Origin of the sequence: Brevibacterium sanguinis (assembly GCF_003315415.1) — a bacterium.
In the GTDB taxonomy this organism is placed as follows: domain Bacteria; phylum Actinomycetota; class Actinomycetes; order Actinomycetales; family Brevibacteriaceae; genus Brevibacterium; species Brevibacterium celere_A.
In genome coordinates this window covers 1-21,387 of sequence record NZ_QNSB01000013.1, presented here as the reverse complement: position 1 = coordinate 21,387, position 21,387 = coordinate 1, and the positions used below count along the sequence as shown (strand labels likewise).

The window sequence follows — 21,387 nt, the reverse complement described above, 5'->3', positions numbered from 1 at the left end:
TGTCAGGCGTCCAATTCTGCCAGGGATTCGCCCAGTGCGCCGAGCAGACGCGGCAGCTCCTCGGGTCCGAACGCCAACGGGGGCCGGACCTTGAGGACGTTGTCGTCGCGGCCGATGCGCGAGATGATGACGTGCCTGGACTTCATCGCCTCGACGACCCGCTTGGTCAGGTCGGGCGCCGGCCGACCTTCCCGGACGAACTCGAGGCCGAGGAACATTCCGGCGCCCTTCGCCGTGCGGACGAAGTCGTGGTCGTCGGCGAAGCGGCGCAGCTGGGCCAGCGCGGTCTCACCGAGGACCCGGGCCTGCTCCATGAGGCCCCTCTCGGCCATCTCGTCGAGCACGGCCTGACCCACGGCAGCCGAGACCGGGTTGCCGGCGAAGGTGTTGAAGAACTCGTTGTTCGGCCCGAACTCGTCCATGACCGCGGCACTCGTGACGACCGCGGACATCGGGTGCCCGTTGCCCATCGGCTTGCCGAGTGTGACGAGGTCGGGGGTGAGACCGACCCGCTGGTATCCCCACATGTGGGTGCCGGTGCGCCCGAAGCCCGACTGCACCTCGTCGGCGATGACCATCCCTCCGGCGGCCCTGACCCGTTCGGCGATCCCGGCGACCAGCCCCTGCGGCAGGCGGGGCATCCCCTCGGTGGAGAACAGCCAGTCGAACAGGCACGCGGAGACTCCGTGTCCGGCTTCCCCGAGGGACTCGATGGCCGCGTCGAGGTCGGCGAGGGTCGCGGCGAGCACCTCGTCCTCCGGCCGCGGATCCGCGTCGAGGTCGGGGATGCGCAGAGCGCGCACATGCGGGGCCAGGGGTTCGCGGGTCTTCAGCCCGGTGGTCATCTCCGCGAGGGAGATCGTCGTGCCGTGGTAGCTGAAGTCGGAGACGATGAGTCCCTTCGCCCCGGTCAGCTGGCGGGAGATGCGCAGGGCGAGTTCGTTCGCCTCGGAGCCGGAGTTGCCGAAGAAGACCCGCTCGAGCCGGGGTTCGAAGGTCGCGAGCAGCGCCTCCGAGTACTCGACGACACGCGCATTGAGGTAGCGGGTGTGGACGTTGAGCCGGGACGCCTGGTCGCACAGGGCGGCCACGACCCGGTCGTTGCAGTGGCCGACGTGGGGGACGTTGTTGTACCCGTCGAGGTACTTCTCGCCGTGGACGTCGGTGAACCACACGCCCTTCGCGGAGACGAACTCGAGCGGCTCGTCGTAGAACAGCGGGGAGTAGGGGCCGATGGTCCGATTGCGGCGGGTGATGAGGTCGGTCATTCGTGCGCTCCTGTCGAGTCGGGATTCGCCGTGGCTGGATCGGAGGAGTCGTGCTGGGCGACGGCCGGACCCGGGTGTGCGGCGGCCGGCCCAGCGGTCGAGGAGAGCAGGCTCCGTGCGAGGTCGAGGAGGTGGGGGAGGACCTCGCCGAGGTGGAACTCGGCGGCCGGCTCGCCGCGGCGTTCGGCAGCCCACCCGAGATAGGTGAGGCCGCGGGCGACGAGCAGCGCGGGGAACGCGGTGAAGTCCGCGGCCTCGAGCATCCGGTGCCTCTGGTAGCCGGCGAACAGGGCCCGGCGGAAGTCATCGGCCCGGGGGTGCCGGGTGTAGAAGTAGAGCGCGGTCGCGAGGTCGAAGAGGTGCCAGCCGGCGGCGAAGTCGTCGAAGTCGATGAGGATGAGCCCGTCGGTCGTGCGGAGCACGTTCTCGGGGGTGAGGTCGGCGTGGATGGGGCCGAAGCGGTGCGGCCTGTGCCCATAGTCGTCGAGCGTGCGACGGATGAGCGCGATCGCCTCGGCGAGGGTCTGCCGGGTGGTCTCATCGCACCCGGGTGCGGCCTCGGCGGCTCGGAGCGGATCTCCCCACAGCGCGTTCTCACCGACGAGACCCTCGACGTCCCAGCGGGGGCGGGAATCCTCGACGGTGAAGCCGGAGGCGACGGTGGCGTCATGGACCTCGGCGATGAGCTCGCCGAGGCGGCCGAAGTCCTCCGGATCGAGGTCCGCGGTGCCGTGGAACGCCGAGAGCTCGTCGCCGAAGTTCCCGGCGTTGACGATGAAGCGCTGCAGGTCGACCTGGTGGGCGCCGGCCGGGTGGGCGCGTCCCACGACCGTGAAGCGGTCTCCCGAGGTGGTGGGCAGGAACCGGGGGACGCGGACACCGCGGGTCCGAAGGGCGCGGACGAACTCGAGCTCCTGGTCGAGCTCCTCGTCGCTGTGGTAGCCCTGCCGGTGCAGCCGCAGGACGTAGTCGACGCCGTCGTGGTGGAGGGCGAAGACGCTGTTCTCACGCTGCTTGAGCAGACGGAGCTCGAGGTCGGTGGGCAGGGCGTAGGCGGACAGCGCCTCCCGGGCCAGTTCGGCGGCGGTCACGGGACGAACACGCCCGCGAAGAAGTCCCCGATCTCGTCATGGGCGCTCAGCGGGAACACCCCGGAGACGTACTGGTCGGGGCGGACGACGACGACCGCCCCGTCGCGGCTGATGCCGCGGGCGGTGAAGATGTCATCGGCGGGCAGCGTCGCGTAGATCTTCTCGAGGTACTCCAGGCGCAGCTTCCCGACGTGCGGCCGGAACACCTCCGGCACCTCGGGGAAGGTGAACTCCGTGTGCGCCTGCTGGTAGACCACGCTGAGCTCGATGAGCGCGTCCAGGTCGTCTCCGGGCCGGCGATACGCGACCAGGGGCGAGCGGGGATCGGATTCGAGCCAGCCGGCGAGACGGGCGACCTGCGAATCCGCCGAGCCGGTGTCGCTCGTCGGCCGGGCGGAGTCGGCGAAGACGTAGATCCGCCACCGCCCGTCCGCGGTCGCCTGATGCCCGAGGTGAAGGGGGTAGGCGTCGCAGAGGCGGTTGACCCTCGCCGACTTGAACCGCTTGCCGACAGGGAATCCCGTCGCCAGCTGCTGGTGCGCGGTCGACGCGGTGATCATCGATTCGGTGTACTCGGTCATGAAACCGGCCGGGAACTCCGCGGTCTTGACGTAGAACTGCTCGAGGTAGTCCTTGTCCGCCAGCTCCTCCTGAGGAGTCGCCATCAGCGTCGACCACTCCTTGTCGAAGTCGATGAGGTTCTTCGCCGTCACTCGCCGTTCCAACGAGTACGTGCGCAGCAGCTCATCGCTCGACCGGCCGGTGACGACCTGGCCGAGCTTCCACGCGAGGTTGAAGCCGTCCTGCATCGACACATTCATCCCCTGGCCGGCCTTCGCCGAGTGGGTGTGGCACGCGTCGCCGGCGATGAACACCCGCGGGGTCGGGGAGTCCGGGTCGTCCTCGTCGGTGTCGTCGAAGGCGTTCGTCAGCCGGTGGCCGACCTCGTAGACGCTGTGCCAGCAGACCTCTCGCACGTCGAGGCTGTAGGGGGTGAGGATCTCGTTCGCCCGCGCGATGATCTCCTCGATGCTCGTCCGGCGCACCGTGCGCGAGGCCTCGGCCGGAACCTCGCCGAGGTCGACGTACATCCGGAACAGGTGACCGCCCTCGCGGGGGATGAGGAGGATGTTTCCGTGCTTCGACGCGATCGCGCACTTCGTCCGGATGTCGGGGAAGTCGGTGTTGGAAAGCACATCCATGACGCCCCACGCATGGTTGGCCTGATCTCCGAACATGGATCGCCCGATCGACTTGCGCACCTGCGACCGGGCGCCGTCGCAGCCGACGACGTATCCGGCGCGGATGGTCCGCTCCTGACCGCTGCGATTGCCGGCCGTGTGGCGGACGGTGACCCGGACCGGGTGCGCGGGGTCGGTGGCGGCCTCCTCGACCGTGAGGTCGACGAACTCGATGCCGTAGTCGGGCCTGATCCGGCCGGGGGACTGGAGCGCGAACTGCGCGAAGTAGTCGAGCACCCGCGCCTGGTTGACGATGAGATGGGGGAACTCGCTGATCCCGGTCTCGTCGTCCTTGGGCCGACCGGTGCGGATGATGTTCTCCGGGTTCTCCGGATCGGGATTCCAGAACGCCATCTCCGTGATGTGGTAGCCCTCCCGGATGATCTCCTCGGCGAATCCGAACGCCTGGAAGGTCTCCACGGAACGGGCCTGGATGCCGTCGGCCTGCCCGATCTCGAGGCGGCCGGGGCGACGTTCGATGATCCGGGTGTTGACCTCGGGGAACTGGGAGAGCTGCGCGGCCGCGATCATTCCCGCCGGCCCGGTGCCGACGATGAGCACGTCGACCTCGTCGGGCAGCTCCTCGGGGCGGTCGACCCCGCAGCCCTGCGCCGCCTGGATCCGCGGATCAGCGGAAACATAGCCGTGATGGTGAAAATGCATGTCGACCTCCGGTTCGCGGGCACGTCATCGTGATGGTTCACATCGTAGCAGTTCATATACGATCTCAGATCTGCAGGCCTGGAGACCGCGTATTGCGGCAATCGTGCCTGCCGCTCGCGCCGTCGCCTCACTCTCCGTGCCTTGTCGGGTGCGCGGAGTGGGGTGGGACCCGCAGGTCCTCGAGAGTCGCTGTGATATGGATTACTTGTCTCTCGGAACAGTATCATATACGATCGTCGCAGTTGACGACTACTGAGAGGTGCGAGATCAATGCCGACTCCGACTGGGATCCCCGTGACGCCGGGAAAGGTCATCGCCGTGCACGTCGCCTACGAATCGCGGGCCGCCCAGCGCGGCAGGCGCCCCGCGCAGCCCTCCTACTTCCTCAAGGCGACCAGCTCGCTGGCCGGCAGCGGGGAGGTGATCGAGCGGCCGGCCGGAACCTCTCTGCTCGCCTTCGAGGGCGAGATCGCCCTCGTCATCGGCACCCCCGCTCGCCGCATCAGCCGGGACGAGGCGTGGAGCCACATCGCCGCGGTGACCGCGGCCAACGACTTCGGCCTCTACGACCTCAAGGCGTGTGACAAGGGCTCGAACGTCCGCTCGAAGAGCCGTGACGGCTACACGCCGCTCGGACCCGAGCTCATCCCCGCCGCCGAGGTGGACCCCACCGCCCTGCGCATCCGCACTTGGGTCAACGGCGAGGTCCGGCAGGACGACGGCACGAGCGACTCGCAGCTGATCTTCCCGCTCGCCCAGATCGTCGCCGATCTCAGCCAGCACCTCACCCTCGACCCAGGTGACGTCATCCTCACCGGCACTCCCGCCGGGTCGAGCGTCGTCGCACCGGGGGACACGGTCGAGGTCGAGGTCACCGCCGCCTCGGCGACGGGTCGGACCTTGAGCTCCGGACGGCTGCGCACCGAGGTGATCGAAGGCAGCGGGGATTTCGACGAGAGCCTCGGCGCCGTCCCCGCGATCGACGACTCGCTCATCGAGGACGCCTGGGGGTCGCGCGAGGAGGCGGGGCTGCCGGCGGAGGACGACGCCGAGGCGACCGTCGGAGCCCTGAGCGAGGAGCTGCGCGAGAAGCTGCTCGCGGCCCCGACCGCGGGACTGTCCGCCCAGCTGCGCTCCCGCGGCCTTGACAACGTCGTCATCGACGGGGTGAAGGCGCTGGTGCCCGGCACCAAGCTCGTCGGCACCGCGAAGACGCTGCGCTTCGTCCCCAACCGGGAGGACCTGTTCAAGACCCACGGCGGGGGCTACAACGCGCAGAAGCGCGCCTTCGACTCCCTGGCAGCCGGCGAGGTCGTCGTCATCGAAGCGCGTGGGGAGCCCGGGTCGGGCACCCTCGGCGACATCCTCGCCCTGCGGGCCAAGGCCCAGGGCGCGGCTGGCGTCGTCACCGACGGGGGAGTCCGCGACTCCGCCGAGGTGGCGGGCATCCTCCCGGTGTTCGCGACCGCGGCCCACCCGGCCGTCCTCGGACGCAGGCACGTGCCGTGGGAGTCCGACGTCGCCGTGGCCTGCGGCAACGCCACCGTCCTGCCCGGCGACGTCATCGTCGGCGACGACGACGGGGTCATCGTCATCCCCCGCGACCTCGTCGAGGAGGTCGTCGACGCGGCCCTGGCCAAGGAGATCGAGGACGGCTGGGTCGCCGACCAGGTCGCCGCCGGCAATCCGATCGACGGGCTCTTCCCGCCCACCGGCGAATGGAAGTCGGCGTTCGAGTCCTGGAAGAGCTCACGATGACGACGCCCACCATGATCAGCGGGGGACCGCTGAGCAAAGCCGAGCACGCCTACCGGTGGATCCGCGAGCGCATCGCCGACCACACCTACGAACCCGGACATCGGCTCGTGCTCTCCCAGATCGCCGGTGAGCTCGACACGTCGGTGGTTCCGGTGCGCGAGGCGATCCGCCGACTCGAGGCCGACGGCCTCGTCACCTTCGAACGCAACGTCGGGGCCCGGGTGGCGATGGTCGACAAGGACTCCTACGTCCAGTCGATGGAGGCCGTGGCGATCCTCGAAGGCGCCGCCACTGCGCAGGCGCTCGACCATCTCACCGCCTCCGACATCGCCGAGGCGGAGTCGATCAACGAGCGGATGAGCGAGCTCCTCGAGGACTTCGACCCGATCGAGTTCACCCGGCTCAACCACGACTTCCATGCCGCCCTGTTCGTCCGCTGCCCCAACGAGCGCCTGCGCACCCTCGTCGCCCTCGAATGGGATCGGCTCGCCCACCTGCGCGACTCGACGTTCTCCTTCGTCCCGGAACGAGCCAGGGAATCCGTCGATGAGCACTCGCGGATCCTCGCCCTGATCCGGGCGGCCGCCTCGGCGGAGGAGGTCGAGCGGGTCGTCCGCGCCCACCGGGCCGCGACCCTCCGCAGCTACCAGCAGGCGAAGACCCGCCCCAGCCCGCAGCCCTGAACCGTCAACCCCCAGCCCAGCACTGCCACCACTGCCAGCGAAGAGTAAGGACACGTCATGACCGAGCCCACCACGACTCCGACCGGTCTGCCGGAGAGGATCCGGCACTACATCGACGGCGAATTCGTCGACTCCCTCGACGGTGAGGAGTTCGACGTCATCAACCCGGTGACCAACGAGACCTACATCCGCGCCGCCTCCGGGAAGAAGGCCGACGTCGACCGTGCGGTCGCCTCGGCGAAGCGGGCCTTCGACGAGGGCCCCTGGCCGACGATGCTCCCGCGCGAACGCTCCCGGGTGCTCCACCGCATCGCCGACATCGTCGAGAGCCGCGAGCAGACCCTGGCCGAGATGGAGTCCTTCGACTCCGGACTGCCGATCACCCAGGCGCTCGGCCAGGCCCGGCGGGCGGCGGAGAACTTCCGCTTCTTCGCCGACCTCATCGTCGCCCAGATCGACGAGGCGTACAAGGTGCCCGGCCGTCAGGCCAACTACGTCAACCGCAAGCCGGTCGGCGTCGCCGGGCTGATCACCCCGTGGAACACCCCGTTCATGCTCGAGTCGTGGAAGCTCGCCCCGGCGATCGCCACCGGCAACACCGTCGTGCTCAAGCCCGCCGAGTTCACTCCGCTCTCGGCCTCCCTGTGGCCGGGCATCTTCGAGGAGGCGGGACTGCCCCAGGGCGTGTTCAACATGGTCAACGGCTTCGGTGAGGAGGGTTTCGCCGGCGACTCGCTCGTCAAGCACCCCGATGTGCCGCTCATCTCCTTCACCGGGGAGTCGAGCACCGGGCAGCTGATCTTCGCCAATGCCGCCCCGTGGCTCAAGGGCCTGTCGATGGAGCTCGGCGGGAAGTCTCCGGCCGTCGTCTTCGCCGACGCCGACCTCGACGCGGCGATCAACGCGACGATCTTCGGAGTCTTCTCCCTCAACGGGGAACGCTGCACCGCCGGTTCCCGCATCCTCGTCGAGGAGTCGATCTACGACGAGTTCGTCGAGCGCTACGCCGCGCAGGCGAAGCGCGTGAAGGTGGGCCTGCCCTCGGACCCGGCCACCGAGGTGGCCGCGCTCGTCCACCCGGAGCACTACGAGAAGGTGATGTCCTACATCGAGATCGGCAAGCAGGAGGCGCGCCTGGTCGCCGGGGGCGGACGTCCCGAGGGGTTCGAGACCGGCAACTTCGTGCAGCCGACCGTCTTCGCCGACGTCATGCCCGACGCCCGCATCTTCCAGGAGGAGATCTTCGGTCCCGTCGTCGCGATCACCCCGTTCAGCTCGGACGCCGAGGCGCTCACGCTCGCCAACGACACGAAGTACGGGCTGGCCGCCTACATCTGGACCTCGGACCTCAAGCGCGCCCACAACTTCTCCCAGGCCGTCGAGGCGGGGATGGTGTGGCTGAACTCGAACAACGTCCGCGACCTGCGGACCCCGTTCGGCGGCGTCAAGGCCTCGGGGCTGGGACACGAGGGCGGCTACCGGTCGATCGACTTCTACACGGACGCACAGGCCGTGCACATCAACCTCGGCGAGGTCCACAACCCCGTCTTCGGCAAGCAGTGAGCACGAGCAGCGGACGCCCGGTCCGCGGCACCGATTCGACATTCAGGCAAGGACGCTGACATGACCAATCGCAATGACATGACCCTGACCTCGGCCGGCTACTACGTCAGCCAGGAGGCGCCGATCGTCACAGACAACCCGGTGCCCACCCCCCGGGCGGCACCCCCGGACATCCTCCGCTGCGCCTACATGGAGCTCGTCGTCACCGATCTCTCCGCCTCGCGCGAGTTCTACGTCGACGTGCTCGGGCTCTACGTCACTGAGGAGGACGAATCGACCGTCTACCTGCGGTCGACGGAGGAGTTCATCCATCACAACCTCGTGCTGCGCCGAGGTGAGACCGCGGCCGTCGCCGTGTTCTCCTACCGGGTGCGCACGCCGGCCGACCTCGACCGGGCTGTCGAGTTCTACACCGAACTCGGCTGCGACGTGCGCCGGAATCCCGAGGGGTTCGTCAAGGGCGTGGGCGATTCCGTGCGGGTCGTCGACCCACTCGGCTTCCCCTACGAGTTCTTCCACCAATCGGATCACGTCGAGCGGATGTCCTGGCGCTACGACCTCCACATTCCCGGGGAGCTCGTCCGACTCGACCACTTCAACCAGGTCACCCCGGACGTCCCGCGCGCGGTCAAGTACATGCAGGACCTCGGCTTCCGGGTCACCGAGGACATCCAGGATGACCAGGGCACGGTGTATGCGGCCTGGATGCGCCGCAAGCCCACGGTCCACGACACCGCGATGACCGGCGGGGACGGTCCGCGCATGCACCACGTCTGCTTCGCGACCCACGAGAAGCACAACATCCTCGCCATCTGCGACAAGCTGGGGTCGCTGCGCCGCTCCGACGCGATCGAGCGCGGGCCCGGCCGTCACGGGGTGTCCAACGCCTTCTACCTCTACCTGCGCGACCCCGATGGGCACCGCGTCGAGGTCTACACCCAGGACTACTACACGGGAGACCCCGACAATCCGGTCATCACCTGGGACGTCCACGACAACCAGCGCCGGGACTGGTGGGGCAATCCGGTCGTGCCGTCCTGGTACACCGATGCCTCGCTCGTGCTCGACCTCGACGGGAACCCGCAGCCGGTGCGGGCCCGCACCGACGACTCCGAGATGGCGGTGACGATCGGCGCCGACGGGTTCTCGTACACCCGCAGGGAGGACTCCGGCACGGACGCTCCGACTCCGATGGGACGAGGCGGCTCCGGTGAGTACAAGCTCGGCAACCAGCTCTGAGCCGCAGCGGATCCGACGAAGGGGAAACCATGCTCGATGACGCAACGATCGCGAGGATCGTCGACGACCTCGCCGAGGCCGAATCCACCCGCACGAAGATCGGTCGGCTGACCGCGCAGCACCCCGGGATGACCGTCGAGGACTCCTACGCCGTGCAGAACGAATGGCGCAGGCGGGGAGAGGCCGCCGGTCGGAGGCTCTGCGGCCACAAGATCGGGCTGACCTCGAAGCCGATGCAGCAGGCCACGGGGATCACCGAACCCGACTACGGGGTGATCTTCGCCGACCAGGTGTACGAGACGGGAGCAGCCATCGACCACTCGCGGTACTCCGGGGTGCGCGTCGAGGTCGAGCTCGCTTTCGTCCTGGGGGCCGAGCTGCGCGGACCCGACATCAGCCTCATCGATGTCCTCCGCGCCACCGAGTACGTCGTGCCCGCCCTCGAGGTGCTCTCGTCGCGCATCGAGTTGGAGGGCCGGACGATCGTCGACACGATCGCCGACAATGCGGCGCTCGGAGGCATGGTCCTCGGCGGGCGCCCCGTCGCCGTCGACGCCGTCGACCTGCGCTGGGTCGGTGCCCTCCTCTACCGCAACGAGACGATCGAGGACTCCGGCGTCGCCGCCGCCGTGCTCGACCATCCCGCCCGGGGGATCGCCTGGCTGGCGAACAAACTGGCCGACCACGGGGATGTCCTGCAGGCGGGGGAGACCGTCCTGGCCGGGTCCTTCACCCGCCCGATGTGGGTGCACCCCGGCGACACCGTCCATGCCGACTACGGAGATCTGGGAGTCATCACATGCCGTTTCGAGTAGAGCTGCCGCCGACGTTCGCCGAACGCGTGCGCGAGCTGGGGGCGGGGGAGTACCTCGCCGGAATGTGGGTGTGCTCGGGATCGCCGACCGCTGCGGAGATCGCGGCCGCGTCGGGGATGCAGTGGGTCCTCCTCGACGCCGAGCACTCGCCCCTGACCCTCGACACCACCACCCGGCTTCTCCAGGCGATGAACGGCTACCCCGCCACCCCGGTCGTCCGGGTCCCGGCGAACGATCGGGTGCTCGTCAAGCAGTTCCTCGACCTCGGCGCCCAGAACGTGATCGTCCCGATGGTCGACACGAAGGCCGACGCCGAGGAGGCGGCGCGCGCCGTGCTCTATCCTCCGCGCGGAGTGCGCGGAGTCGGGTCGGCTCTGGCCAGGGCCTCGCGGTGGAACGCGGTGCCCGGGTACCTCGATCGGGCTGCTGACCTGGTGTCGCTGACGGTGCAGATCGAGTCCGCGACTGCGGTCGACAACGCCGCGGAGATCGCCGCGGTCGACGGGGTCGATGCCGTGTTCGTCGGTCCCTCGGATCTGGCGGCATCGATGGGCCTGCTCGGCCAGCAGACCCATCAGGACGTCACGGACGCGGTGCTCCACACCTTCGACGTCGTCCGGGCGGCGGGGAAGCTGGTCGGAGTCAACGCCTTCGATCCGGCGCAGGCCCGGAAGTACCTCGACGCGGGTGCCTCGTTCGTCCTCGTCGGGTCGGACGTCGGACTGATGATGAACGGGGCCCGCGCCTGGGCGGACACCTGGGTGCGGGATGCCGAGGACGACGGAGCCTGAACCTCCCTCGCCGATGGTCCAGGCTCCGCACCGGCCCGGTCAGGGCGGTTGTCCCGCCTCTGCTCAGTCCCTGGGGTCGCGTCTGCTCAGTCCCTGGGGTCGCGTCGACCGGTGATGAGCAATGCGCAGGTGCCGAGGCCGATGAGCAGGATCCCTGCTCCGACGAGCACGCCATTCCCGGTCGTTCCCGTCCGAGGCAGCTGATCCGGGACGTCGGCTGCAGGTGCGACGGACGGCTCCGCGGTGCGCGGCTCGGGTTCCGCGGCGGGCCGCTCGTCGGCCGGAGGCGCAGGCGGTGCGCTCGGCTTGGGCGACTCGCTCGGTGTCGGCTCCTCTGGCGGGGTCGGCGCCTCGCTCGGTGACGGCTCCTCTGACGGGGTCGGCGGTGCTGTCGGTTCGTTCGGCGGTTCATCGGCCGGGCGGTGGACCGTCTCCGCGGGGATGCCCCACTCGCTCGTCCACGGTCGGTGGACTTCGTCCTCGTGGATGCTGACCACGAAGGTCGTCCACCCCACCGGGACGGTGATCTCCTTGGTGCTCAGCTCGGCCCGGCCCTGGGAATCGGCGGTGACGGTGAGATCCTGGGAGTCGAGCTCCGTCCCCTGGACTTCCCTCGACCGCGTCGGCTGCGTGTCCGAGTGATACGCGGTCACGGTGATCGTCGCCTCGGCACCGGGTCTGAGGCCGCTCACGACGACGTCGTCGTGGGCCCGGGTGCCCTCGAGCACCGCCGTCGTCTCCGCCAGGGGGGACCACGGGACGAATCCGGTCTCACGGGGTTGGCCGTGGATCCCCTTCCATTCCCTGGTCTTCGCGTCGGCGGCGATCGTCTCGGTGAAGTACAGCCACCCGCTGAAGTCGTCGGGGACCTCGATGGCGGGGGAGCGGTGGGTGCCGTTGTCGACGCCCTTCGATGTCACCGATCCGATTCTCCTGGCATCGTCGTTCTTCTTCCCCGGTTCGGGCCGGGATGCCGTCTGCCAGAGCTCGTGGACGACGTCGACCGTGTGACCGCCGATGAGACCGGACACGGTGAACGAGTCGGTGAGCGAATCGCCGGGCCGGGGAGTCTGGTCCGAGATCTCCGTCGTCACCATGGGCTGCGACTTCATGTCCAGCGAGGAGCGTGCGGTGACCTTGGCCGGCTCGTCGGCGGTGACGACACGCTGGACGCCCTTCGCCCTCTTCGGAGAGTAGAGGAGAACGGATGCGGAAGCGACCTCGGCGGATGCCTTCACCGTGACGCGTCCCGGTGCGGCGACGTCGGCTCGGCGGGTCACGGGCTCGCTGCCGCTCGTCAGGGACGTGGGTCCGTCCTTGATGCCCCCGATCTCGAGGTCGACGGGAACATCGGGAACATGGTGGCCGGCGGCGCTGAGCAGGGACACCGTGATCTCCACCCGATCACTGGGCAGAGCGAGTGTCGACCCGTCGCCGGAACCTCCGTCATCCGGACCGTCGGCCCGGGACGCGAAGCGACCGTCCGTCTCCTGCTTGGCTCGTTCGTCCGGATTTTGAGCGGATCGCTGGTCCGGTTCCTGCGCGGGTCGCTGGTCCGGGTCCTGAGCGGCTCCCCGCGGCCTCTCCTCTGTGTCATACGGCTCGAGCACCGGCATCGTCGGGATCCGCTCGAGGGTGACTTTCAGCTCGTAGGGGCCGGCGAACCTCTTCGCATCGGCGGTGATGGCCGAGTACTGCTTCGCACTCGCCGCGAACTCCTTCCCCAGGTCCCCGGGTGCCTGCGGGGGAACCGTGTGGTCATGCGGGATCGCCTTGTCGAGGCGGGCCATCGCGCTGAGCGCGGCGTGGACGTCTGCCGAGGTCGAGCCGGAGTGCTCGTGCAGTGCCCAGGCAGTGCGGGGCGAGGTGATCCGCTTCGGTGCGGAATCAGTGAAGTGTTCGGGCAGGGGAGACTGCTTTCCCGCATCGATGCAGTAGGCGAAGACGTCGTCGAAGGTGCGATACGCCCCGTACCAGGTCCTGCCCTCGTCGGCATGATGCCAGATCCCGGGCCCGTAGACATCCGAACGAGCATGCATCGGCACTTCGCCGAGGGCCGCTCCCGATCCCCTGCCGGGGGAACCGCCCCCTCCCGAGGCAGTCCCATGCGCGGCGGCAGGGCTCATGCTCACGGCCAGGGCGAGCGCGAGCAGGAGGACGATGATGCGGACGGCGAGGTGTCTGTGTGTGCTCATGATCCCGATTCCACGCGGTTCGCCCGACGCTGACCAGACACGGATTCCCGCCTGTGAATTCACCCCGGGCGCTCCACACCCGGATGGGCACGAGTCGCGCCGCCCGTGAGCCCGGCTGTGGACGGCCGGTCACCACGGATGTCCGTATCGGTGCAGGTGAGAAACGCAGGCCGGGGAGCGGGCACGAGGTCCGGCGCTGTCCTGTCGGATCGCTGCACTCCCGGACCACGTGCCGGACACGGCTGTCCACAGGTGTTCGCGCTCAAGTCGACATTCGAATGTGCTGGACCGTTGCTGTACAGCCACATCATCGGCCTCCATGTGTCGGGCCTCGACCGTAGACTTGGGTCTGCGCTGTACTCTCCACGAAGAAGGACCACACATGTCGGAACACGTCGGACCGGCCACCGGGCCCGGCTCGCCTCACGGATCACCCACGGCGAATCAGGGACCGCAAGCGGAGTTCCAGCGTGCGCAGCCCCCAGAGGTCCACTCCGGGCATCCGGAGGGACCAGGCGGCCCCTCGCCACGGCGACAGCCCGACCATGAGCGGTTCCGTCCCCGCCCGCAGACGACACAGGATGCTCCCGCCGGGGAACCCGGGCAGGCGCCCCGACCTCAGCACGGCGGTCAGCCGCCCCAGTCCCCGAACGGCGGTCAGCCGCCTTTCGGGGTGCCCGGCCAGTCTCCCGTTCGCCCGCAGCCGGGTCCTCCGCTGGGCGGGTATCCGTCGCCCTCCCAGGGCGGTCAGCCGTCGTTCCGGCAGCCCGGCCCGCAGCAGCCCAGCCAACCCCCGTTCCGACCCGGCTCACCGCAACCGGGCCCACAGCATCCGGGCCCTCCGCAGCAACAGCAGCCCGGCCCTTGGCATCCGGGTCCGCAGCACTCGGGACAACCGAGCCGGCAGCCACACATGTCGGTCCAGCCCGGCATCCCTGCGCCCACCGGTCCGGACGTCCCCCGTGGACCGGCGCCGAACCCCGGACCACCCGTGCATCCCGGACAGCCGGTGCATCCCGGATCGGCAATGCACCCCGGGGCGCACCCGGGCATGCCGGTCCACCCCGGGGCGCACCCGGGCATGCCGGTCCACCCCGGGACGCACCCGGGCATGCCGGCCCATCCCGGGATGCCCGGGCCGATGCAGCCGCGAGTCTATGAGCAGGCACGCTTCGCCCCCACGGTGACTCAGGAGATGCGGGTGCGCGCCGCGGTCCAGACGCCTCAGCGGATGGTCAGCGACACTCCGTGGACGGGTGCCGTGCGGCAGTCGCAGCCCGCCGAGGAACCCGGGTCGACGGGAAACATCGTCCGGCTCGTCATCGCGATCCTCGCCGTCTGCGGACTCACTCTCGGCCTGCTCCTCCTCGCCCTCCTTGGGGGACTGAGCTTCGGGGTGCGCCTGTTCGCCCTCATCGGGCTCTCCGCGATTCCGCTCGCGGGGATCATCCTCTACGTCCTGTGGCTCGACCGCTGGAAGCCGCAGCCGCGGATCCTCCTTGCCCTGTGCCTGCTGTGGGGTGGAGTGGCCTCGGTCATCCTCACCCTGTTCGTGTCCCTCATCGGGGAGGTGGCGCTCTACTTCGCGGGCGTCGGAGTCGTCCCCGACGTCTTCGGGGCGGTCGTCCAGGCGCCGATAGTCGAGGAGACGACGAAGACGGTGCTCCTCGTCGTCATCGTGCTCGCCGCACGCAGGTACTTCGAGGGCCCGCTCGACGGACTCGTCTACGGCGCCCTCATCGGGGCCGGCTTCGCCTTCACGGAGAACGTGCTCTACCTGGGCAGCGCGTGGAACGAGAGCACTGCCGGACTGTGGACCACCTTCGTCCTCCGGTGCCTGTGCTCGCCGCTGCTCCACACCGTGTTCTCGACGTGCGCCGGTGTGACGATCGGATTCGCCGCACGCAAGTGGCCGTGGTGGGCGGCGATCCTCATGTGGCTGCCGGGCCTGTTCGTCGGCATCTGCCTCCATGCCATCTGGAACGGCACGATGACCGGGCTGAGCCAGATCGGCCCGATCGCTTCGATCATCGGACTCATCATCCTCAGCTTCATCCTCACCTCCTGCTGGGTGGTGCTCGGACTCCTGCTGCGCCGCAGCGAGAGGCTGCACACCCTCAACATGCTCGGCGACTACGCGAACACCGGATGGCTCTCCCACGCCGAGGTCGACATGCTCGGCACCTGGAAGGGACGGAAGTTCGGTCGACGCTGGGCGGCCTCCTTCCCCGGCGGCAAGGAGGCGATGCGCACGATGATCCAGACCTCGGCCCGGCTCTCGACCACGAGGATGCGACTGCTCGCGGGGATCGGCGGCGAGAAGGAGCGGGCGATCGAGAGCTACCAGCTCAAGGAGTTCTCCGCGGCCAGGGACCGGCTCCTCACGGCGTCGGGAAGCGCGGTGAGGCAGACCCCGTGATCGTCGTCGACGTCGTCATCGTCCTGGTCGGAGTGGCCGCCCTGTTCGCCGGCTACCGGCAGGGGTTCATCACCGGGCTGGGCACCGTGATCGGATTCGCCGTCGGCTGGGTGGCCGGACGGCTGCTCGTGCCGTTCATCGAGCAGCTCAGCGAAGGCACCGAGGCGATGGAGAACCCGGGCGTGGTCATGCTCCTGGCGTCGCTGCCCCTCGTGCTCAGCGTCCTCTTCGCCTTCGCCGGCAGCGGGATCGGCAGTCGGATCAAGTCGGCGATGGACTCCGACTTCGGGCAGGGCGTCGACTCCGTCGGCGGCACCGTCACCGCCGGGGTCGTCTACATCCTCGTCGTGTGGCTGGCCGCGGGCTTCATCCGCACGACCCCGCTCGTCGAACCCAACCGCTGGGTCGCCGACTCCTCCGTCATCGCGGCGATCGACCGGACGATCCCGTACTCGTCCCAGCAGGCGCTGGGCGACATCTCCTCGACGCTGAGCGCCACCGGGTTCCCCCGAGTTTTCTCCGGCCAGACCGAGGAGATCCGCGGCGTCGGGGAACCCGATGAGGCGATGGTCGAAGTCGGACGCCAGGTCGAGGAATCGGTGGTCAAGGTGACCACGACGGCCACCACCTGCTCGGCCGGCGCCGAAGGCACCGGGTTCGTCTTCCGTGACGGGTATGTCGCGACGAACGCCCATGTCGTCGCCGGATCGACGGACCTCGCGGTTCAGGTGGGCGGGACCGGCAGGCCCTACTCCGCCGAGGTGGTCGGCTTCGATGAGGATGCCGATGTCGCCGTGCTGCGCATCGATGATCTCGACGCCCCGGCCCTGGACTTCGGCGGTTCCCTGAGCACGGGCGACGACTCGGTCGTCGTCGGCTTCCCACAGAACGGCCCCTACACGATCTCCCCATCTCGGGTGCGCGAGAAGATCAACGCCCGCGGTCTCGACATCTACGATTCCGCAGCGGTGGTGCGCGAGGTGTATGCGCTGCGCGGAATCGTGCGCGAGGGCAACTCGGGCGGGCCGCTGCTCGATGCGAACGGTGATGTCGTCGGGATGGTCTTCGCCCGTTCGGCCACCGACGAGGAGACCGGATACGCGCTCACCCGCGCGGAGATCAGCGATGAGCTCGAGGCCGGGGTGAGCAGCCACTCGGCCGTGCCGACGGGTCAGTGCACGAAGTAGACGACGGGTCAGCCCACGAGGCGACCGCGGGGCCGGTTCTCGAGGCAGCCGACGGGTCGGTGCAGGGCGCAGCCGCCCCTACTTGAGGTCGAGGCCTGCGATCACGGCACGATGGTCGCTCGTGCCCCGGTCGAGCACCTCGTCGGAGGTCGCCTCGAAGCCGCGGTAGAGGATGTGGTCGAGCCGGGTGACCGGGAAGACCGCGGGCCACGTGAAGCCGAAGCCGCCGTGCGCCTCGATGCGCGAGTCCTCCAGAGGCGGGACGAGGGTCGAGAACTTCCGGTCGGTCGACGCGGTGTTGAAGTCGCCGGCGACGATGACGTGCTCGGCGGAGTCGCCGCTCACGGTGGTGGCCAGGCGACGGATGGCCGCGTTGCGCATCGCCTCATGGCCGGGGCGCACCGAGGGCATGTGAACCGCGTAGAACCGGATGTCGCCGTGATCGGTCGCGATCGTCGAGGCGAAGGCGCGAGGCCACTGCAGCCCCAGATCCACTTCCTCGGGAGCCGAGATCGGCCACTTCGACCACACCCCGACGGTGCCGACGACGCGTGAGTGGGTGAACGAGGAGTCGAGCTCCTCGTGGATGATCCTTCCCGAGAGCGACTCCAGCTCCTGGACGGTGAGGATGTCGGGATCGGCCTCGACGATGTTGCGCGCGGTCGCCGTCGGCTGCGGCAGGCGTGCCCCGACGTTGTAGGTCGCGACCTTGAGGTCGGGGGTTCCCGCGTCCTGCGCAGGCAGCAGCGCGGATCCGAACATCCCGGCCCAGACGATCGCGGGGACGAGGAACCCGATGACGCCGAGGACCGAGAAGCGGATGAGCGCCATGAGCAGCACGAGGGCCAGGAACACCCCAGTCCACGGGAGCACGCTCTCGACCAGGAGCGCGATGCCCGCGCGCGAGGGCAGCAGGTGGTGGAGCAGGAGGAACGCGGCGTAGAGGAGGCCGAAGACCAGCGCCGTGATCCCCTTGGTGGGGTTGCGCCGTCTGCTGGGTCGAGCGTCAGTCTGGTTCATCGCTTATGCATCTTAACCGTGGAGTCTGTCTCCATCCTGGATGCGCGATGAGGCGCTCCTCAGCCCCGCCCGCCGCCCGCAGGCACCGGCTCTGACGGCGCCGCACGCCTGAGGATCCGGGCCTGCGGATCAGCGATGGGCGGTGGCGCTCCAGACCGTGACGTCGGGATGGGTGTCGTAGCGGTACCCGGCTCCGCGCATCGTGCGGACCACCGAGGCGTATTCGCCCAGCCGCCTGCGCAGCCGGCGGATGTGAACGTCCACGGTGCGCTCGTCAGGAGCGTCGCCTCCCGACCAGACGGCCTCGATGAGCGCTTCGCGAGGAAGGGTCGAGTCGGCGTGGGAGACGAGCGTGGCGAGGAGATCGAACTCCTTGGTCGTGACGTCGACGAGTTCGCCGTCGATGCGGACCTCCCGGCGGGGGATGTCGATGCGCAGCCGCTCGGTGGGGCTGCTCAGATAGCTCTCGTTGAGCCGGGAGCCGAAACCGCCGGTCGGAGCCTGCGCCGTCGCGGATTCCGCCTTCTCCCGCAGGGCAGGCGGGTGGATGCGGTTGGGAATGCGGGAGCGCACCGGTCCGTGGGTGCCTGCCGGGGAGCCGGCGGCGGCGGGGGAGCCGGTGGCGACGGCGCGCACCGCGTCGATGTCGCTGCCGCGGCCCTCGGGGGCGAGGGCGATGACCGCCTGAGTCTCCGCCTGGGAGGCGAGCTCCTTGGCGTAGGCCTGGAGCTCGGCGGCGATGGCCGAGAGGTTGGTGCCGTCGGCCGCGGCCTTCGACTCATCGAGGCCGATGTAGACGATGATCCCGCGCGCCGCCTTCGGCGAGGGAACGACACCGGCGGGTCCGTAGGTGTGGGGCGGGTTCGCGGGATCGACGGCGCTCAACCGTGCTCCTGCCCGACGCGTGGCGACTGCGCTGCGGGGGTGGACGTACGCTGATTCTGACATCTCTGTCCTTCGGTTCGACTGTGAGAGTCCGCTGCGGGGAGGGCGTGTGCTCGTTCGATGCCGGACAGCGGAGCGACGATCACCGGCAGCGAACGCAGGGCATGCACATGCATGCCGAGCGCATTCGATCCGCGTGAGTCGAGAAAGTCATGACTTCATTATTCGTCACATGGATGACGCGGGGCAAAGGATGACGTCGATTTGAGACGATTGTGACGAAGTATGACGGCCGACCCGGGCAGGGGTGGCTGGTCCCGAGTGCCGGCGGCCGGCTCCCGCCGGTGGTCAGCCCCCGCCGCCGGTCGAGGGCACCGAGGCCGGTCGAAGGCCCTGCGGGGTATTCCCGAGCCCGTCCGGGCGGATGCTCCTCCGGACGTCAGTCGACGATCCCGTACATGCGGTCCCCGGCGTCGCCGAGGCCCGGGACGATGTAGCCCCTGTCGTTGAGCCTCTCGTCCAGGGCGGCGGTGCAGATCTCCACCTCTGCAGAGTCCGCGAAGTCCTTCTCGATCCTGCGCACGCCCTCGGGGGCGCTGACGAGGCACACGGCGGTGACGTCGCGGGCACCTCGGGCGAGGAGGAAGTCGATGGCCATGGCCAGGGTCCCGCCGGTCGCGAGCATCGGGTCGACGACGAAGATCTGCCGGCCGCTGAGATCGTCGGGCAGGCGGTCCGCGTACGCGGACGGCTCGAGAGTCTCCTCGTCACGGACCATGCCGAGGAACCCCACCTCGGCGGTGGGCAGGATGCGCAGCATCCCGTCGAGCATCCCGAGGCCCGCGCGGAGGATCGGGACGACGACCGGCCTCGGCTCGGCGAGGCGGGTGCCGGTGAACGTCGCGACCGGCGTCGTCACCTCACGGTCCTCGACGGCGACGGACCGCGTCGCCTCATAGGCGAGGAGCATGATGAGCTCCTCGGTGAGCTGCCGGAACCGGGCTGAGTCCGTCGACTTGTCGCGTAGCACGCTGAGCTTATGGGCGATGAGCGGATGGTCGGCTACATGGAGGCGCATGGAGTGAATGGTACGGGCATCGCCTGAGGAGCGCCGAGGACGGCGGGAAATCCACGGCGATCCTGTGTCGGGCTGTGGTGATCGGGCGGCGGAGGGGCCACAATGGTGGCATGTCGTACTTCACTGAGATCCTTGCAGAATCCGGCGAGGGATTCCGTCCCCTCGATGTTGATGTCCGGGACGCCGGCGACCTCGACGGCCTCGTCGACATGATGCGGACCGCCGGCACGGAGGACGGAGAGGCGCTCGCCGTCATCGAGCACGAGGACGAATGGTTCGGCCTGGTCAGACTGTGCACCGACAACGAAGTCAGGGTGTTCCTCTCCGATCTCAGGGCCGTCGAGCTCAGCCCCTTCGCCGAGCTCTTCGCCGACTACCTCGACTCTCAGCCCGACGCCTACGAGCCCGAGGAGGACTTCGCCCCGGATCCCGATGCCGAGGCCGCGGACGACGACGCCGAGGACGAGGACGACGAGGTCGAGATGCTCGAGTTCGACCCCGACGCCGAATGGGGCGGCGATGCCGACATCTTTGCCGACCGGGGAGTCGCGGCCGCCGACCTCATCGAGCAGGTGGAGAAGTACCCGTCGGATCCGGCTCGTGTCGTCGCGCACGTGGGGGAGGCCGTCGGCTTCGCCGACCAGCTCGAGGCGGCACGCTGAGCCAGCCGTCCGACCGGGCGTCGGATCGTGACCGCGGCACCGGTGCCGACCGGCCGCTCGACGCCGCCCGGTTCGACTCCCCCCGGTTCGAGGAGTGGATGGGCCTTGCCCTCGCCGAGGCGGAGCTCGCGGCCGCCCATGACGACGTTCCCGTGGGCGCGGTCGTCGTCGACGCGACGGGGACGGTGATCGCCCGGGGCCACAACCGTCGCGAGATCGACCAGGACCCGCTCGGCCACGCCGAGCTCAGCGCACTGCGATCGGCCGCCGAGGCGACGGGCCGCTGGCGACTCGACGGCTGCACCCTGATCGTCACCCTTGAGCCGTGCGCGATGTGCGCCGGGGCGGCGGTCTCCTCACGGATCGAGAGGATCGTCTATGGCGCATTCGACGACAAGGCCGGTGCCGCAGGCTCAGTGTGGGACCTGCCGCGGGACCGGGCGTCCCTCCACCACCCCGCCGTGACGTCGCGGGTGCGCGCCGCGGAGTGCGCACGCCTGCTCCGGGAGTTCTTCGCGGCCAAGCGCTGAGACGAATCGCCGCCGGACGCCCACCAGCGGCGAGCGTGGGCGCCTCCCAGAGGTGCTCCACGTCACGCTGCGCGGATTTGTCGGCAAGTGGGCGGAACTGTAGAGTTGTCCGCGGTGGCGTGTCCGAGCGGCCGAAGGTGCAACACTCGAAATGTTGTGTACGGTAACCCCGTACCGTGGGTTCAAATCCCACCGCCACCGCCATGTCCTGAGTCGCGACATCGTTGACAGACGATGTCGCGACTTGGGACTTTTTTGTGGGTTCACTCCTGGAATCAGATACCGTCCTGGTTGTCGTG

Annotated in this window: 17 protein-coding genes and 1 tRNA gene; 11 read left to right on the top strand and 7 right to left on the bottom strand. The window is 69.2% G+C overall.

What is annotated here, in order from left to right; genetic code table 11:
* Window positions 1-2: 2 nt before the first annotated feature.
* The 3 genes from DFO65_RS14975 to DFO65_RS14965 are packed head-to-tail and all read right to left on the bottom strand — an operon-like array spanning window position 3 to window position 4,263.
* Window positions 3-1,268, bottom strand: a complete 1,266-nt coding sequence (locus tag DFO65_RS14975; protein WP_113905257.1) for an aspartate aminotransferase family protein — start codon at window positions 1,266-1,268, stop codon at window positions 3-5.
* Window positions 1,265-2,359, bottom strand: coding sequence for a phosphotransferase enzyme family protein (locus DFO65_RS14970; protein WP_113905256.1), 1,095 nt, complete (start codon window positions 2,357-2,359; stop codon window positions 1,265-1,267). Before DFO65_RS14970 ends, DFO65_RS14975 begins: the two co-directional genes overlap by 4 nt.
* Window positions 2,356-4,263 (bottom strand): FAD-binding monooxygenase, encoded by a 1,908-nt coding sequence (locus tag DFO65_RS14965; RefSeq protein WP_113905255.1) that lies wholly within the window; start codon window positions 4,261-4,263, stop codon window positions 2,356-2,358. The genes DFO65_RS14970 and DFO65_RS14965 overlap by 4 nt, the downstream gene beginning before the upstream one ends.
* Before the next feature lie 270 nt (window positions 4,264-4,533).
* Here DFO65_RS14965 and DFO65_RS14960 point away from each other — a divergent pair, with 270 nt between their 5' ends.
* Genes DFO65_RS14960 through DFO65_RS14935 form a run of 6 tightly spaced genes read left to right on the top strand, consistent with a single transcriptional unit; the run spans window position 4,534 to window position 11,112 of the window.
* A complete protein-coding gene (locus tag DFO65_RS14960; RefSeq protein WP_113905254.1) occupies window positions 4,534-6,021 on the top strand; it encodes a fumarylacetoacetate hydrolase family protein in 1,488 nt (495 codons plus the stop codon).
* A complete protein-coding gene (locus tag DFO65_RS14955) occupies window positions 6,018-6,704 on the top strand; it encodes a GntR family transcriptional regulator (RefSeq protein WP_245940813.1) in 687 nt (228 codons plus the stop codon). The genes DFO65_RS14960 and DFO65_RS14955 overlap by 4 nt, the downstream gene beginning before the upstream one ends.
* Window positions 6,705-6,761: 57 nt before the next feature.
* Entirely contained in the window at window positions 6,762-8,267 is a 1,506-nt protein-coding gene (gene hpaE, locus DFO65_RS14950; RefSeq protein ID WP_113905253.1) for a 5-carboxymethyl-2-hydroxymuconate semialdehyde dehydrogenase, read from the top strand.
* A 60-nt stretch (window positions 8,268-8,327) separates the two neighbouring features.
* Window positions 8,328-9,506: a 3,4-dihydroxyphenylacetate 2,3-dioxygenase gene (gene hpaD / locus DFO65_RS14945; RefSeq protein ID WP_113905252.1), complete on the top strand. Its 1,179-nt coding sequence runs from the start codon at window positions 8,328-8,330 to the stop codon at window positions 9,504-9,506.
* A gap of 29 nt (window positions 9,507-9,535) precedes the next feature.
* Window positions 9,536-10,321: a fumarylacetoacetate hydrolase family protein gene (locus tag DFO65_RS14940; protein WP_113905251.1), complete on the top strand. Its 786-nt coding sequence runs from the start codon at window positions 9,536-9,538 to the stop codon at window positions 10,319-10,321.
* Window positions 10,306-11,112, top strand: a complete 807-nt coding sequence (locus tag DFO65_RS14935; RefSeq protein WP_113905250.1) for an HpcH/HpaI aldolase family protein — start codon at window positions 10,306-10,308, stop codon at window positions 11,110-11,112. Before DFO65_RS14940 ends, DFO65_RS14935 begins: the two co-directional genes overlap by 16 nt.
* Before the next feature lie 86 nt (window positions 11,113-11,198).
* Here DFO65_RS14935 and DFO65_RS14930 read toward each other — a convergent pair whose 3' ends face one another.
* Window positions 11,199-13,307 carry an LPXTG cell wall anchor domain-containing protein gene (locus tag DFO65_RS14930; RefSeq protein WP_113905249.1) on the bottom strand — a complete coding sequence of 703 codons (2,109 nt, stop codon included), beginning with the start codon at window positions 13,305-13,307 and terminating at the stop codon, window positions 11,199-11,201.
* Between the two features lie 1,051 nt (window positions 13,308-14,358).
* Here DFO65_RS14930 and DFO65_RS14925 point away from each other — a divergent pair.
* Both DFO65_RS14925 and DFO65_RS14920 read left to right on the top strand, forming a co-directional pair.
* A complete protein-coding gene (locus DFO65_RS14925) occupies window positions 14,359-15,726 on the top strand; it encodes a PrsW family intramembrane metalloprotease (protein WP_245940812.1) in 1,368 nt (455 codons plus the stop codon).
* Window positions 15,723-16,913, top strand: coding sequence for a MarP family serine protease (locus DFO65_RS14920; RefSeq protein WP_113905247.1), 1,191 nt, complete (start codon window positions 15,723-15,725; stop codon window positions 16,911-16,913). Before DFO65_RS14925 ends, DFO65_RS14920 begins: the two co-directional genes overlap by 4 nt.
* A gap of 78 nt (window positions 16,914-16,991) precedes the next feature.
* Here the strand turns inward: DFO65_RS14920 and DFO65_RS14915 are convergent, their stop codons facing one another.
* The 3 genes from DFO65_RS14915 to upp form a co-directional block, all read right to left on the bottom strand.
* The gene (locus DFO65_RS14915; RefSeq protein ID WP_113905246.1) at window positions 16,992-17,933 is read right to left on the bottom strand and encodes an endonuclease/exonuclease/phosphatase family protein; all 942 of its coding nucleotides are present in this window, start codon (window positions 17,931-17,933) and stop codon (window positions 16,992-16,994) included.
* Window positions 17,934-18,062: 129 nt separating this feature from the next.
* On the bottom strand, window positions 18,063-18,881 hold the full coding sequence (locus DFO65_RS14910) for a winged helix-turn-helix transcriptional regulator (RefSeq protein WP_113905245.1): 819 nt from the start codon (window positions 18,879-18,881) through the stop codon (window positions 18,063-18,065).
* Window positions 18,882-19,257: 376 nt separating this feature from the next.
* The gene (gene upp / locus DFO65_RS14905) at window positions 19,258-19,896 is read right to left on the bottom strand and encodes a uracil phosphoribosyltransferase (RefSeq protein ID WP_113905244.1); all 639 of its coding nucleotides are present in this window, start codon (window positions 19,894-19,896) and stop codon (window positions 19,258-19,260) included.
* A 110-nt stretch (window positions 19,897-20,006) separates the two neighbouring features.
* On the opposite strand from upp, the gene DFO65_RS14900 reads away from it, so the two are divergent.
* The 3 genes from DFO65_RS14900 (at window position 20,007) to DFO65_RS14890 (ending at window position 21,292) form a co-directional block, all read left to right on the top strand.
* Window positions 20,007-20,558, top strand: a complete 552-nt coding sequence (locus DFO65_RS14900; RefSeq protein WP_113905243.1) for a tRNA adenosine deaminase-associated protein — start codon at window positions 20,007-20,009, stop codon at window positions 20,556-20,558.
* A gap of 98 nt (window positions 20,559-20,656) precedes the next feature.
* Window positions 20,657-21,088, top strand: a complete 432-nt coding sequence (locus DFO65_RS14895; protein ID WP_113905242.1) for a nucleoside deaminase — start codon at window positions 20,657-20,659, stop codon at window positions 21,086-21,088.
* 113 nt (window positions 21,089-21,201) lie between these two features.
* Window positions 21,202-21,292, top strand: a tRNA-Ser gene (locus tag DFO65_RS14890).
* Window positions 21,293-21,387: the final 95 nt, after the last annotated feature.